The organism is Mesorhizobium sp. M3A.F.Ca.ET.080.04.2.1 (assembly GCF_003952525.1).
GTDB lineage: Bacteria > Pseudomonadota > Alphaproteobacteria > Rhizobiales > Rhizobiaceae > Mesorhizobium.
Window position 1 is genome coordinate 3481741 of record NZ_CP034451.1, and the last position, 15260, is coordinate 3497000.

Below are 15260 nucleotides of genomic sequence, written 5' to 3' on the forward strand. Positions count from 1 at the left end.
CGATCCTTCGCGCCCCCCTCTGTCCCGCCGGCAATTCAACATTCTGCATCGTGGCAGCAGCTACGATAGGCTCCTGCTACTTCGCGTCGCCCTACTGAAAGTTCCGCCCCTTGGGCATGACCTGTTGCGCGGCACCCGACAGGGCCTCGATGTCCTGGCCGACCGGCAGGCCGCGGTTCGCCGGGGCTGGCCGGTGCGCAGTGGGCTGATGCGCGATGATTGGCGGCCCTGCAGCCTCGTGCAGGAGCACGCTCAGCCAGGAGGTCAGGTCCTCGATCCTGTCGGCGACGATATGGATGACGTCGGATTCGTGCTGCAGCTTGCCGGTGACGCGGATGAGGCGCGCGCCCATGACCACCGGGCGGAAGCGGTCGAAGACGCGCGGCCAGATGATGACGTTGGCGATCGCCTTCTCGTCCTCGAGGGTGAGGAAGATGGCATTGCCCTTACCGGGGCGCTGGCGCACCAGCACCAGGCCGGCAACGGTGACGCGCCGGCCGTCGCGGACCGAGGGCAGGCGGGCGTTGGGGGTGATGCCGGCGCGGTCAAGCCGCTCGCGCAGGAAGGCCACGGGGTGCTCCTTCAGCGACAGGCCGAGCGAGCGGTAGTCGTGGACGACATGCTCGCCGAGCGGCATTTTCGGCAGCCTGGTCTCCGGCTCCAATTCACGCAGGCCCAGCCCCGGCTGGTCGAACAGCGGCAGTTTCTCGGCGGCGCTCCTGCCGTCGAGCGCGCGCACCTCCCAGAGTGCTGATCGGCGGTCGAGGCCGAGCGAGCGGAAGGCATCGGCCTGTGCCAGCCTTTCGATCTCGCCGACATCGAGGCCTGAGCGCAGCCAGACGTCCCTGACCGAGATGTAGCCGCGCCCACGCTGGGCGAGAAAGATCTTCATGCGCTCCTCGGACAGGCCCTTGATCTGGCGGAAGCCGAGCCGAACCGCATGCGCCGTTTCGATGACGCTGCGCATCGAGGCGTGGCGCTCGAGGATGCGCGAGGGATCGAAGACCGCCTCCTCCAATGTGCAGTCCCAGAGGGAATGGTTGATGTCGACCTCGCGCACGTCCACGCCATGGTCGCGGGCATCGCGCACGAGCTGGGCCGGTTGGTAGAAACCCATCGGCTGAGAATTCAGAATCGCGGCGCAGAAGACGTCCGGGTAGAAGGCCTTGAACCAGCAGGAGGCATAGACCAGCAGAGCGAAGGACGCGGCATGGCTTTCGGGAAAGCCGTATTCGCCAAAGCCCTCGATCTGCTTGAAGCAGCGCTCGGCGAAGTCCTTTTCGTAGCCCCTGGAGACCATGCCGTCGATCATGCGCTGGCGGTAGTTGCCGATCGTGCCGGTGCGCTTGAAGGTGGCCATGGCGCGGCGCAGCTCGTCGGCCTCGCCCGGCCTGAAGCCGCCGGCGACGATGGCGATCTTCATCGCCTGTTCCTGGAACAGCGGCACGCCGAGCGTCTTGCCGAGGATCGCCTCCAGTTCCGGTTTCTGGTAGTCGGCCTCCTCCTTGCCCTGCCGCCGGCGCAGATAGGGATGCACCATGTCGCCCTGGATCGGGCCGGGGCGCACGATCGCCACCTCGATGACGAGGTCGTAGAATTCGCGCGGCTTCAAGCGCGGCAGCATCGACATCTGGGCGCGTGATTCGATCTGGAAGACGCCGAGCGTGTCGGCCCGGCAGATCATGTCGTAGACGCGGGAGTCTTCCGCCGGCAGAGAGTTCAGCCCGTAGGAGCGGCCGTATTCGTCGCGCGCGTCCTGGTAATGGTCCTGGAGCAGGGTGAGGGCGCGCTTCAGGCAGGTCAGCATGCCGAGCGCAAGCACGTCCACCTTGAGGATCTTCACCGCGTCGAGATCGTCCTTGTCCCACTCGACCATCTTGCGCTCCTCCATCGCCGTCTTGACGATGGGCACGACTTCGTCCAGCCGGTCCCTGGTGATGACGAAGCCGCCGACATGCTGGGAGAGATGGCGGGGAAAGCCCATGATCTCGTTGGCGCGTTCCAGCACCTGCCGCGCCAGCGGATCGCTGCGGTCGAGGCCGCCGGCATTGGCCTCCCTGTCGCCGAGCTCGGAGGTCGACCAGCCCCAGATGGTGCTCGACAAGGCGCTGCGGACATCCTCCGACAGGCCCATGGCTTTCGCCACCTCGCGCAGGGCCGAGCGGCCGCGATAGCTGATGACGGCGGCGGCAAGGGCTGTCCGCTTGGCGCTGTATTTCTCGTAGATATAGGCGATGACCTCGTCGCGCCGTTCATGCTCGAAGTCGACATCGATGTCGGGCGGCTCGTTGCGCTCCTCGGAGATGAAGCGCTCGAACAGCGCATCGATCCGGTCGGGCCCGACCTCGGTGATGCCGATGCAGAAGCAGATGACCGAATTGGCGGCCGAGCCGCGCCCCTGGCAGAGGATGTTCTTGCTGCGGGCGAATTTGACGATGTCGTGGACGGTCAGGAAATAACGCGCATAGTTGAGGCGCTCGATGAGGGCGAGCTCTTCCTCGATGCGCTGCGTGACATGGGCGGGAACACCGGCCGGATAGCGCACGCATGCCCCTTCCCGCGCCAGGCGCTCGAGCTCGGCCTGGGGTCCCAGCCCGGACTCGGTCGGCTCGTCCGGATAATTGTATTCGAGATCGCTGAGCGAGAAGGTCAGCTCCTCGGCAAAGCGCAGCGTCTCCGCCAGCGCCTGCGGGTGCCGGCGGAAAAGACGCGCCATCTCCAGCGGCGGCTTCAGATGACGCTCGGCATTGGCCGTCAGCTCCAGCCCGACTTCGGAAACGGGCGTGTTGAGGCGAATGGCGGTGAGCACGTCCTGCAGCGGCCGGCGGTCGGCGGCATGGTAGAGCACGTCGTTGGTCGCCATCAGCGGGAGGCGGGCCTGCTCGGCCATCGCCGCCGCCTGCTCGATGCGGAAGCGGTCATTGCCGCCATAGTCCGGGGCCACGGCCAGCCTGAGCGCCGCGCCGAAGCGATCCTTGAGCCGGCTAATAAGTGGCAGGCTGTCTTCCGTCCGGGCCGACAGATGAGGCAGCATTGCAAGCGCCATCCGATCGCCCCATTCGAGAAGGTCATCCAGCTCGAGCAGGGTCGCGCCCTTCTCGTTCTCCTCGCGCAGATTGGCCTGGGTCAGCATGCGGCAGAGATGCCCCCAGCCTTTGCGGTCGCGGGGATAGGCGAGGATGTCCGGCGTGCCGTCGCGAAAGACCAGGCGGCAGCCGGGATGATAGGCCAGCGTCTCGACCTTGGCCTGCTGCCAGGCGCGCACGACGCCGGCCACTGTGTTCCTGTCGGCAAGTCCGATCGAGGCAAAGCCGTAGAATTTCGCCGTGACCACCAGCTCCTCCGGCTTGGAGGCGCCGCGCAGGAAGGAGAAGTTCGACTGGATGCCGAACTCGGCATAGGGGATGGCGGTCAGCGCGTTCATGCGAAGACACCGTGCATGAACCAGCGCGGCGGGACGTGAGAAGCGTCGTAGAGGCCTTGGCGATAGAGCCAGTAGCGGCGCCCCTCGCTGTCCTCGATGCGATAATAGTCGCGGGTCGGCGCCTCTTCCTCGCCGGGCAGCCTGCGCCACCATTCCGCCGCGATGCGTTCCGGTCCCTCAGCCCGGGCGACGCGGTAGAGCGCGCGGCGCCAGCGGAAATTCATCGGCGGGCCCTCGGGGATTTCGGTCGCCGGCACCTCGATCGGCTCGGGCGAGCGGAACAGCCGCACCGGCCGCTCCGGCGGGTAGATGCGCATCGGCGGTGCCGAGCGGCCGGACTGTTTCGGCGGCATGCGCTTTTGCGGCGCTGCCGCGAAAGGGACCATCGCGACGGCGCGCTCCGGCAGATGGCTTTCGACGACGACCGGCTTCAGCACCGCGGCCTCGCCGAGGCGGGCGCGGATGCGGTCGGCGAACAAGGCGATGTCGGCTTCGTCGTCGGTTGTCTCGCCGGCAAGGTCGCCCTGCAGCATGTCGAAGGCGGCAACCGAGAGCACGCAGAGCCGCACGAGGTCGAAGCCGAAGCCGGCGTCGATGTCCTGCTCCAGCGCTGCAAGCCTCTCGTGGAACAGCCGCCTGATCAGCTGCGGCTCGCGCAGCGGACGCGAGGTGCCGACGGCGATGCGGCTGACGGCGCCGTCGACGCGGAAAAGCAGAAGGGCGAGCGCCCTGGCGCCCTCGCCGCGGCGTTCGAGATCGCTCTTCAGGGCCGTGGCAAGCCGGCTCACCAGGCGCTCGATGTCGTCGGTCAGCACGACCGGCTCGGCAAGATGGCGCTCCACCGAGAGCGGCGCCACCGGCAGGCGTGGCGACACCGCCTCGTCGAGGCGGCCGAGCGCCTGGTCGAGACGCAACAGCAAGGTGGCGCCGAAGCGGCGGGCGAGCGGCGCCCGCGGTGCCGCCATCACGGCGCCCGCCGTGCGCAGGCCGACGCTTTCCAGGCTGGCGCGTATCTCCGGGGCAATGCGCAGCGCAGACAATGGGAGCGGCGCCAGAAGCGCCTCCTCCTCGCCGCCGGCGATGATGCGGTCGCCGTGGTAGCGTGCCGCCGCCCAGGCTGCTCCCGGCGTCGAGGCGAGGCCGGCACGGACATCGAAACCCTGCTGGAAGAAGCGGGTGCGGATCTCGTCCTGCATGGCGCGCTCGCCGCCGAACAGATGCGTGCAGCCGGTGACGTCGAGGAAGAGCCCATCCTCGCCGTCGATCGCCACCAGCGGCGTGTAGCGGTCGCACCAGTCGGCAAGGCCCTCGAGCAGGCGGCGGTCGGCTTCCGTATCGGCCTCCACCACATCGATCGAGGGATGCATGGCGCGGGCGTCGGCAATGCCCATGCCGCGCTTCAAATTGAGCGCCTCAGCCCGTTCGTCGAGGGCTGCGATGCGCTGGGCGTTGCTGTCGCGATGGCTGATCACAAGTGGTGGGTGAGGTGGGGCCAGGTGATCCGAGGGCCGGGAACGCCAGGACCGCCCCAGACGCTGACGCAGGATCCGCTCCGCCGGCAGATGCGGAAACCACAGCGACAGGATTCGTTGCCCACTCTTCCTGGAACTTTCTTTCCTCGTCTCTTCTTTCTTCGCCCCTTCTTTCTTCGAATGCGTGCTCATCGGGGTTCCACTCCAGTGTGAATTGTCCGGGCAGGGCCGTGCGGCTCTTGCCGATATCGACGGTGAAAGCGGGGCGGCCGATCGAGCCGGCGAGCGGGCCGGCGAGCGTCTCGCGGCTGGCCGAGAGTGCCGCCGAAACAATGAGGCGCACGGGCGCGGCGGTCGGCGCGGCCTCGCCCGCCTGGCGCAGGAGCAGCACCGGCCGGCCGGCGTTCTGGGCGCGGGCATGGAGGCGGCGCGTGGCGGTGAGGTCGAGAAGCCGCGGGCTGCCGCGGATCTCGAGGATGACGGCGCCAAAGGCCGCCATGCGCGCGGCCTCCTCGGCGATCCACAGCGCATCACGCAGTTTCGGCGCCTCGGAAAACAGCAATTGCGCGGGCTCGATGCCGAAGAGAGCGTGGAGCCCGCTGGCGTAGAGAAAACCGGCCTCGCGGAAGATTTCAGCGGTGCCGATCCACAGGACCGGCAGGCCCTGCCTCTCCTTCAGGATCAGGCTGACGATCGACAGCGCAAAGCCGGCAACGGCCCCGCCATCGCGGGTCTCCAGGCCATGGATCTCGCTGAGCGCCGCCTTGGGCAGACCGCCGCCCAGCGTTGTGTCGAAGCGTTCGATGCCGGTATGCAGGAAAGCGTCCGGCAGGGCCACGGCAAGGCCGCGCCGGACGATTGTGAGGTCGGAGCCGGCGGCATCGTTGGAAATTTGTTTTTCCGCAATTGCGGACGGAAAACCGCTTCGCACTTTGCCTGGAATTGCTTTAAGCGCGCCGACCGCCGGCGTTTCCAGGCGCTCGGGCAGCGTTCCCTCTATCTTCGCGATCTGGCGGCGCAGGGCAAAAACAGTGTCCCGCGCCACGGCGCTCATCGCCATGACGTTCACTTCCGGCAGCAATTGTTCCTGTTATGTTCCTATAGATTCCAGAGCGCCTTGGAAGAGTCAAGCAGACTCACAAGGAATTTATTCCTTAAGAAAATTGCCTTTGGTTCAGCGCTGGCCGCCGAAAGCCAGTCGCGCGGCAAGCCCAGCAAAGACGGTTCCCAGCAGGATCTGCGGCGCCCGTTGGAAGCGCGTGCGCCTCGACAAGGCGACACCGATCCGGCTCGCGGTCAGGATAACCAGGCCATTGACCACCAGCCCGATGAGGTTGAGCACGGTCGCCAGCATCAGGATCTGGCCCGCGACGGACCCGGCCTCGGGATGCACGAACTGCGGGAACAGCGCCAGCACGAACAGCGCCATCTTCGGGTTGAGCAGATTGGTAAGCAGGCCTTGCCGGAAGATGCGAGCCCGCGAATAGCGCGGCAGGCCGGCGACCGGCGCGAATGCCGTCCCTTCGGAACGGAAAGCTTTCCAGGCGAGGTAGGCGAGGTAGGCCGCGCCGGCATAGCGCACGACGTCGTAGGCGATCGGCGCTGCCACGAAAAGTTGCGACAGCCCGAAGGCGGCAGCGAGCGCGTGGCAATAGGTGCCGGCGGCGATGCCGGCATAGGTCGCCAGGCCCGAGGCGCGCCCCTGGCTGGCGCTGCGGGAGGCGATCAACAGCATGTCCGGCCCCGGCGTGGCGGTCAGCGCGAGACAGGCAATGGCGAAAAGTCCAAGGGTGGAAAGGTCCGGCATGAGAAGCTCCTGAGTCATGGCCGGAACCGAGCCATAGCCGATTCAACCTCAACGGCAAAGGATTTGAGCGCGGAATTGCGGCTCAATTGCCTCGACCGGCGCAAAAGCCTATATGCCGGGATCAAAGGACACTTCATGGCCCGCATCTACAAGACCCGCACCTGGCACGATCAACTCTCGCCATCGATGGAGGAGATGGAATTCCTGGCGCTGGAGGCTTACGCCCATCTGCCGGACGAATTCCGCACGCTGACCGGCGAGATCGTCATCCAGATCGCCGACTTCCCGACCGACGAGATCATGGACGACCTGTCGCTGGAGACGCCCTTCGACCTGCTCGGCCTGTTCGAGGGGCGCGGCATCGCCGAGCGCTGGAACCCGCAGACCGGCGAGGGGCCGAACCGCATCACCCTCTACCGCCGCGCCATCCTCGACTACTGGTCCGAGAACGAGGAGACGCTGGGCGACATCGTCACCCATGTGCTGATCCACGAGATCGGCCACCATTTCGGCCTGTCGGACGACGACATGGAGCGGATCGAGGAAGCGGCCGAGCAGGCGGCGGCAGGGTGAGTGCTCACGCGCCATTCCGCTGACGCCTCGTTCCTTCGCGCCCCCCTCTGCCCTGCCGGGCATCTCCCCAACTTGGGGGGAGATCGGCAGCATCTACCAATCGCTGAGCTTGGTGTCCGGGGCGTAGTCCTGGCCTTCGATATCCTTCACCACGGCCTGGCCGCAGCGCATCGACTTGGTCGTCTTGTCATAGGCATAGGTCGGCGAGCCGAACAGGTGCCAGCCCTTGTTTAGGGCCGCCGTCACCTTGTGGCAGAAGGTGGAGTCGTCCGGACCGGACAGAAAGCGGTAAAGTTTCATTTTTCGACCCTGTGGTGAGTTGCAGCCAGCCGGCGTTGGACGGTCATCATGCGATGACGACCGCGTCGCAGGCAAGCGATGCGATCTTGGCGAGCGCCCGCTCGTTGAAGGCGGGCATGTAGAGCACCAAGCGGCGCGAACGGTAGGTTTCCATGACCGATCTATGGCGGTTGGGGACGAGTGAGGCAAGTCGCGGAGGAGTCTCCCCCCTTGAGGGGGAGATGGCCGCGAAGCGGTCAGAGGGGGTCGTCTCGCACAAAGCGCCAACGCTGTTTCTCGTCGCGGGGTAGCGCCGGCGCTTCACGCGCAGCGACCCCCTCTGTCGCCTTTGGCGACATCTCCCCCTCGAGGGGGGAGAGGACGCCGGCGCCCTCCCCTCTGCACGAAATCTGCAAATCCTTGCGGAAAACCTCCTCCAATCCGCCGCAAGCCCTCCGCGGCGGCCGGCGAGACAGGCGGCATGCGAACACATGCAAAACCCCGTTGGTCCCTGCCGCGCCGGCTGCGCAAAGACGGCTGGTGGCTCGCCGAGCCGCAAAGGCTGCGCCCGGGCGCCAACATCCTGCCCTTCATCCCTGGATCGCGGCATGCAGTCCGGACCGCCGCCGTCCTGAGGAAAGCCCGGCCATGACCGCGACATCACTTGCCCCGAGCTATTGCCGCCGCGTCGGCGCCGCCGTCCTGCTGGTGGGGCTGGGGGATTTCCTTCTCTATGACCAGCCGATCGGCATCACCGTCTTCCTGTTCGGCATGGTGCTCGCCGGCGCGGTCGTCGCCATGCATCCGGCAGCGATAAGCAATGGCAGGGTCTGGCTGAGACCGCTGGCGCTGTTTGCCGGGCTGCTGCCGCTGGTCGAAAATGTCAGCCCGCTCTCCGTGCTGGTCGCGATCGTGGCGCTGGCTCTATTCGCGCTGTCGCTGGGCGGGCGGCTGGGCCCGGGGCTCGCCCGCATCGCGAAGCAGATCTGCCTGTTCCTGCTTGCAGCGCCCTTCCGCTTCGCCCGCGACTTCATTGGCTGGCGCAAGGCAGCGCGGCGGCTTGGGCGACGGGGGATCCGGCTGGCGGCAATCACCGTCTGGATCATGCCGCTGACCCTCGGCGCGGTCTTCCTCGCCTTGTTCGGCGCCGCCAACCCCATCATCGAACACTGGTTCTCACTGATCGATCTCTACGCCTTGCTCGAATATATCGAGGTCGGCCGGGTTGTCTTCTGGCTGGTCGTGCTCGCCGGCGTCTGGGCTTTCCTGCGGCCGCGGCTGCCGCGCTTCGTCTCCCGCATCAGGCGCCTCGCGCCGGCCGCGCCAACGGCAAGACCGGCAAGGGCTTCCGCCGAGGACATCATTTTCGGCAAGGCGGCGATCCTGCGCGCGCTGATGGTTTTCAACGCCCTATTCGCCGTGCAGACCGCGCTCGACGCCACGTATCTGTGGGGCGGTGTGGCGCTGCCCGATGGGCTGACCTATGCCGCCTATGCACATCGCGGCGCCTATCCGCTGGTCGTCACCGCGCTGCTTGCGGCCGGCTTCGTGCTGGCGGCGCTCAAGCCCGGCAGCGAGACCTCGCACGACCCGCTGATCCGCCGGCTGGTCTATCTGTGGGTGGCGCAGAACATCGTACTGGTCATCTCCTCTATCCTTAGGCTGGACCTCTATGTCGATGTCTATGCACTGACCTATCTGCGCATCGCCGCCTTTGTCTGGATGGGGCTGGTCGCGGCAGGGCTGGCGCTGATCATTGCTCGCATCGCGCTCGGAAAATCCAGCGAATGGCTGTTCTCCGCCAATCTTCTGACGTTATCGGCGACGCTCTATGCCTGCTGCTTCGTCAACTTCGCCGCGCTCATCGCCAACTACAATGTCGACCACTCCCTTGAAATGACCAGACACGGCGTTCCCCTCGACATCTGCTATACGCGTTCGCTGGGTCCTGACGCCCTGCCGGCTCTCGGTCGCTTCTTCGACCATCAAAAGCGATCGTATCCCGACCGCGAGGCCGGCGATGAGACCGATCTGATCGCTGAAGCCCATTATCGTGCCAGCCAGAAAAACTGGCGCGCCTGGAGCTTTCGCGACTGGCGGCTTCTGCGCTATCTCGAGAAGAACGGCGCGCTTGCCGATCCTGCCGTCACCCAACCCTATGCGCCGGGCCACTGATTCATGCCGCACAATATCCTCGTCGCCGACGACGACCCGCACATCCGCGAGATCATCTGCTTCGCGCTGGAAAAGGCCGGCATGAAAACCCACGCGGTTTCAGACGGCGCCGCGGCCCTGCAGGCGGTCGAGCGCCGTCCGCCGGACCTCATCGTGCTCGATATCGGCATGCCGGAGATGGACGGGCTGGAGGTCTGCCGGCGGCTGCGGCAGCGCTGCGACATTCCGGTGCTGTTCCTGTCGGCGCGGGACGAAGAGATCGACCGCATCCTCGGGCTTGAGATGGGTGGCGACGATTATGTGACAAAGCCGTTCAGCCCGCGCGAGCTGGTCGCCCGCGTCAACGTCATCCTGCGGCGCGCCCGCCCCGTGGCGGTGGAGGAGACGGATGAGCGGCAGTTCGCGCATGGCAGACTGACGCTGGTTCCGGCAAGCCATGCGGCGAGCTTCGACGGCAGGCCGCTGGTGCTGACGGCCATCGAGTTCGCGATCGTGAAGGGATTCCTTGCCCGACCGCAGCACGTGCTCGGCCGCGATGCGGTGATGGCCAATGCCTATCAATCGAACATCCATGTCTCCGACCGCACCGTCGACAGCCACATCCGCAACATCCGCGCCAAGCTGGCGGCGGCCGGCTGCAACGATGCGATCGAGACCGTGCATGGCGTCGGCTTCCGGCTCGGCCGATGCGGTGGTTGAGCAAGGAAAAATGGCGGCCGCGGCTTGCCACCGTCGTCGTCGCCATCCTGATCGTGGTGATGGCGCTGCCGCTGGTCGGACTGTTCTTCTTCCGCCTCTACGAGAACCAGCTGATCCGCCAGACCGAGGCCGAGCTCATCGCGCAAGGCGCCGCTCTTGCCGCGATCTACGCCCGGGAGGTGCGCGACGCCGGCATCGCCCAGGACAGGCTCGGACCGCCGGTCCCGTCCGATGCGGCGAGCGCCCGCGACTATCCCTACCACCCGATCGAACCGCGCCTCGACCTTGCCGCCGACGATGTGCTGCCGACCCGGCCGCCAGGCCTTCCTGCCGCTGCCGATCCGGGCTTCGCGGCGATCGGCGTGCGCCTGTCAGGCATGCTGGAAGAGATACAGAAGACGACGCTCGCCGGTTTCCGGCTGCTCGATCCCCGCGGCGTCGTCATCGCCGGCCGCTCGGAAGTCGGACAATCGCTCGGCGAGGTCGAAGAGGTGCGGCAGGCCTTGGCCGGGCGCTATGCCAGCGAGCTGCGCTTAAGGATTCCCGACCAGCCGCCGCCGCCCCTCTACTCGGTGAGCCGCGGCACTAGGGTGCGCGTCTTCGTCGCCATGCCGGTCGAGGTCGAGGGCCGGGTCGCCGGCGTGGTGTACCTGTCGCGAACGCCGAACAACATCATCAAGCATCTCTATGGCGAGCGCGGCAAGGTGACGCTCGCTGCCATCGCCATGCTCGGCGGCACGCTGCTGATCGCGCTCATGTTCATCCGCACCGTCAGCCGGCCGATCTACGCGCTGATCGAGCGGACAAAGCGCATCGCCGTCGGCGACCGCGAGGCGATGCGGCCGCTCGACCATCACGGCACGCGCGAGATGGCAGAATTGTCGGCTGCGTTCCTCGACATGGCCGGCAAGCTGCAGGCGCGCTCGGACAGCATCCAGACATTCGCCACCCACGTCTCGCATGAGCTCAAATCGCCACTGACGGCAATCCAGGGCGCGGCGGAGCTGCTGAGGGATTCCGGCGGCACGATGGACGAGGCCGAGCGGCAGCGCTTCGCCAACAACATCGTCACCGATGCCGGGCGGCTGAACCTCTTGGTGCGTCGGCTGCTCGAGCTGGCGCGGGCGGAAAACCTGGCGCCCAGCGGCGAAAGCACGACGCCCAGCGCGGCGCTCGCGCTGCTGCCGGTCGACACCAGGCTGGAGGTCCGCATCGAGGCCGGCGGCGAGGTCGCAGTCGGCATTTCCGGCGAGAACCTTGCCATCGTGATCGCCAATCTCATCGACAATTCGGCGCGGCACGGCGCGAAGCTGGTTTCGATCAAGGCCGCGGTCGCAGGCGGCAGGGTCGTGGTCCATATCGGCGACGACGGCGACGGCATTTCGCCCAGCAACCGCGCAAAGGTGTTCGAGCCATTCTTCACCACGCGGCGCGAGAGCGGCGGCACCGGCATGGGGCTCGGCATCGTGCTGGCCCTCCTGAAAGCGCATGATGGCACGATCAGACTGGTTGACTCCGAGCGCGGCACGCGCTTCGAGATCAGTCTGCCTTTATCAAGTTGAGCATGATCTTATCCGAAAACCGGCACCCGCTTTTCGCTTACGCGGTCCTTCGGTTCGGGATCATGCTCTGGAGCCGGAGAGCCGAAAGAAGTGCAGTACGACATCGTCATTATCGGCGGGGCCATCGTCGGGTCCTCGATCGCCTATTATTTGCGCGAGGAAGGGTTCCTGGGCTCCATCGCGCTGGTCGAGCGCGATCCGCAATTTTCCCACGCGGCGACAACGCTCTCCATGGCCTCGATCCGCCAGCAATTCTCGATCCCTGAAAACATCCGCCTGTCGCAGTTCACGCTGAAACTGTTCCGGCGGCTCAAGGAGACTTTCGGCGCCGACGCCGATATCGGCTTTCGCGAGGGCGGCTATCTCATCCTGGCCGGCGAGTCCGGGCTGCCGATCCTCGAGGCCAACCACGCAGCGCAGATCGCCGAAGGCGCCGACATCGTGCTCGAGGATGCCGGGCAGCTGACGCGCCGCTTCCCATGGCTGTCGGTGGAGGGCATTTCGGCTGGCGCCTATGGCCGCACCGGCGAAGGCTGGTTCGACGCGCATGCGATGCTGATGCTGTTCCGCAAGGCGCTGCGCGAGAAGCAGATCGATTTCATCACCGCTTCCGTCACCGGCATCGCGCGGCAGGGCAACCGCGTCACCGGCGTGAGCCTCGACAATGGCGAGACGCTGAAGGCCGGCATCGTCGTCAACGCCGCCGGCCCGAACGCCGGCAAGGTGGCGGCCATGGCCGGGCTCGAGCTGCCCGTCGAGCCGCGCAAGCGCAACGTGTTCGTCTTCGAGGCGCGCGAGAGATATGCCGACATGCCGCTGCTGGTCGATCCATCCGGCATCTATGTGCGGCCGGAAGGCTCGGTCTACCTGACCGGCGGCGCCGAGCCGGAGGAAGGGGATTGCGCGCCCGATCCCAACGATTTCGACGTCAACTGGCCGCTGTTCGAAGAGGTGATCTGGCCGGTGCTCGCCACCCGCATCCCGGCCTTCGAGGCGATCAAGCCGACGCGCGCCTGGGTCGGGCACTACGACTACAACACGCTCGACCAGAACGCCGTGGTGGGGCCGCATCCGGAAGTCGAGAACTTCATTTTCGCCAACGGCTTTTCCGGCCACGGGCTGCAGCAGGCGCCGGCGGTCGGCAAGTCGCTCGCCGAGCTCATCGTGCATGGCGGCTATCGCACAGTGGACTGCTCGGCCTTCGGGTATGAACGGATCGCGCAGGGACGGGCGTTCAGGGAGCTGAACGTGATCTGAGGGTCATTCCCGGTTTTGCTCTTAGTGCGGTTCAGCGCTTCGCGGAATCGCTGCCCCCTCCAAGTGTTTGTTTTTTGCTTTTGCGCGGTTCCGGCCGCCACGCATCTCTCCTGAAATTGCTCTAGTAGGTGAGCGTGATCTGCATCTGCGGCAGCGGCCGTGGCGCGGTCTCCGTGAAGTCGGGCCCCTTGTCTTCCCATCGATGCCCCTGGGCGATCAGCCCTGCCAGCAGGGCCCTTGCCTCGGCCCGCTGCATGGCTCCCTCGAAGGCAAAGGGCGGCACCGGGTTGGTGGTGCGGGCCGTCTCATAGGCTTTCACATACTCGGCTATTTTCGGTTCGTAGTCAGCGCTCTCGGCGACCCTGATGGTGTAGCGCTGCAAGGCTGAGGCGAGGTTGCGCCAGCGCGTCCAGTAGTGGGCATCGAAAGAGAACTCCGCGAATGTCTCGCCGGCCCGCGTGCCTTTCTCGGAGACCTGCTCCAGGATACGCGCTGGCATGTTCAGATTCATGCCGCCCTCCTCGGGCGTCAGGGGAACGTGGACGATGCGCTCGCGATTGCCGGGCGCCCGCGACTGAAGCAGGTCGCGCCAGTTCTGCATCGTGGCGACGATGCCGAATACGAACGCCGCGATCTCGCGGACGGACTTCATGCCGGAGAGGGACTGATATTGGGCCTGCCAGCCATCATCGGGCTTCGGCAGAAAGACTCCCCTGTTCTGCCTGTCATTTGCGTCGGGATAGACGAGGTCGATGGCGAAGGTCGGCCAACGCGGCAGCGGCGCGTCGAAAAGATGGATGGGGAAGTTGCTGCAGATGCCGCCATCGGAAAACCAGCAGCGTCGGAAGGCAGCCGTGTCGGATGGCTGTTCGGCGCCGCCGGCGGCAAGCGAATCGGTAGCCTCCAGGGGCGTTTTCGGACTGCTCTTTTTGAGCGCCGGCGCATCCACGCCGTCCGCGGCGGCGGGATCGAAGATTTCATGCAGCGGCACAGCGCTGATCAGCAGCGGGAAGCTCAGGCTCATGCGGGTGGCGACCAGGACCGGGAGCTTTCCATATTCAGGCAGGCGATAATAAGTTTCGCCATTGAAGCGACGCTGCTTGCCCGATTCGCCGATCATCCAGTCGACAAGGTTCTCGGGAAACAGAGCATCGAACTCACGCTTGAGGAACCAGAAATGGGTGTCCTTGTCGAAGGGCAGGCTGCGCGGTTCGCTGTGCGAAACGTCGGTGGTGATCATCGTCAGGGAAACGGCATGACTCGATTGAGGCTCCTGCGGGTAGGGCGGCGCTTCCCACAGGTCCTCGAACAGGAGCGGCCTGGCGTCGGCCTGGCCGGAGAGGTTCTGCAGCGTTTCATGCAGCCAATCGGTGAGCGCCGGTTTGCCCTTTCCCCGGAACGACCCGGCGCCCCGCTTGCCGCAGCAGAGGCCGAGAAGGTTGCGCCGCACCACCCGCGCGACGCGCAGGGCGGCAAAGACTGCCCCGAGCGCATAGGCGCCGAGGAATGAAGGAACCGCGTGCAAGACGATCGCCAGGGGATCCGAGAAGAAGCCGGCGGCCCACCAACCCCAGCAGAGCAGAGCGAAGAGCCCGAATGTCTCGACTGGTGCGATCGCAAACACCGCGACGACGGTCTGAAGCCACTTGCGAAGCGGGCCGTCGTTTCCGGCAAGCACGACAACCAGCCTGTAGGCAGCGCTAGCGCCCGAGGCGGGCTGGAACAGGCCGAAGATGAAACCCTCACCCGAAAGCGTGCTGGACACTCCAGCCAGACCGGCGAAACCGACCTGCGACGGGGCTTTGGCGATTTCCTGCCCGGCGGTCTTTCGCCGCTCCCCGACCGCGGCGGCGGCGCAGGCGGCAGCGGCGATCGCGCCGGCGGAGGTTCCGCCGATGCTCTTGAACCGGTATGTCTCGGACAGCTTCAGGGCCGCGTTGGGATAGACTATGCCGCTGGTGATGCCGCCCTTCATGACGAGATCGCAGTATTTGAACGCACTCTCCGCCAAG

At 66.2% G+C, this 15260-nt stretch carries 11 protein-coding genes; 5 read left to right on the forward strand and 6 right to left on the reverse strand.

All coding sequences use genetic code 11. The annotated features are described in order from the left end of the window. Positions 1–91 precede the first annotated feature (91 nt). From EJ074_RS16650 to EJ074_RS16665, 4 genes are all read right to left on the reverse strand, one after another. The gene (locus tag EJ074_RS16650; RefSeq protein WP_095805359.1) at positions 92–3424 is read right to left on the reverse strand and encodes an error-prone DNA polymerase; all 3333 of its coding nucleotides are present in this window, start codon (positions 3422–3424) and stop codon (positions 92–94) included. Beyond that, positions 3421–4896 carry a DUF6504 family protein gene (locus EJ074_RS16655; RefSeq protein WP_095805360.1) on the reverse strand — a complete coding sequence of 492 codons (1476 nt, stop codon included), beginning with the start codon at positions 4894–4896 and terminating at the stop codon, positions 3421–3423. Before EJ074_RS16655 ends, EJ074_RS16650 begins: the two co-directional genes overlap by 4 nt. After that, positions 4838–5956: a hypothetical protein gene (locus EJ074_RS16660; protein WP_095805361.1), complete on the reverse strand. Its 1119-nt coding sequence runs from the start codon at positions 5954–5956 to the stop codon at positions 4838–4840. The genes EJ074_RS16655 and EJ074_RS16660 overlap by 59 nt, the downstream gene beginning before the upstream one ends. A 114-nt stretch (positions 5957–6070) precedes the next feature. Beyond that, complete coding sequence (locus tag EJ074_RS16665) at positions 6071–6703, reverse strand: LysE family translocator (protein ID WP_095805465.1); 633 nt, start codon at positions 6701–6703, stop codon at positions 6071–6073. Between the two features lie 135 nt (positions 6704–6838). Here EJ074_RS16665 and EJ074_RS16670 point away from each other — a divergent pair, with 135 nt between their 5' ends. Further along, complete coding sequence (locus EJ074_RS16670; RefSeq protein WP_095805466.1) at positions 6839–7276, forward strand: metallopeptidase family protein; 438 nt, start codon at positions 6839–6841, stop codon at positions 7274–7276. A gap of 93 nt (positions 7277–7369) precedes the next feature. Here EJ074_RS16670 and EJ074_RS16675 read toward each other — a convergent pair whose 3' ends face one another. Next, the gene (locus EJ074_RS16675) at positions 7370–7576 is read right to left on the reverse strand and encodes a DUF1737 domain-containing protein (RefSeq protein WP_095805362.1); all 207 of its coding nucleotides are present in this window, start codon (positions 7574–7576) and stop codon (positions 7370–7372) included. Between the two features lie 627 nt (positions 7577–8203). On the opposite strand from EJ074_RS16675, the gene EJ074_RS16685 reads away from it, so the two are divergent. The 4 genes from EJ074_RS16685 (at position 8204) to EJ074_RS16700 (ending at position 13248) form a co-directional block, all read left to right on the forward strand. Continuing rightward, on the forward strand, positions 8204–9730 hold the full coding sequence (locus EJ074_RS16685) for a DUF4173 domain-containing protein (RefSeq protein ID WP_095805364.1): 1527 nt from the start codon (positions 8204–8206) through the stop codon (positions 9728–9730). A gap of 3 nt (positions 9731–9733) precedes the next feature. After that, positions 9734–10429 (forward strand): response regulator transcription factor, encoded by a 696-nt coding sequence (locus EJ074_RS16690; RefSeq protein ID WP_095805365.1) that lies wholly within the window; start codon positions 9734–9736, stop codon positions 10427–10429. Then, positions 10417–11991, forward strand: coding sequence for a HAMP domain-containing sensor histidine kinase (locus EJ074_RS16695; RefSeq protein ID WP_095805366.1), 1575 nt, complete (start codon positions 10417–10419; stop codon positions 11989–11991). The genes EJ074_RS16690 and EJ074_RS16695 overlap by 13 nt, the downstream gene beginning before the upstream one ends. 90 nt (positions 11992–12081) lie before the next feature. Further along, positions 12082–13248: an FAD-binding oxidoreductase gene (locus EJ074_RS16700; protein ID WP_095805367.1), complete on the forward strand. Its 1167-nt coding sequence runs from the start codon at positions 12082–12084 to the stop codon at positions 13246–13248. Between the two features lie 121 nt (positions 13249–13369). On the opposite strand, the gene EJ074_RS16705 is transcribed toward EJ074_RS16700, so the two are convergent. Further along, entirely contained in the window at positions 13370–15259 is a 1890-nt protein-coding gene (locus tag EJ074_RS16705; protein ID WP_095805368.1) for a patatin-like phospholipase family protein, read from the reverse strand. Position 15260 lies beyond the last annotated feature (1 nt).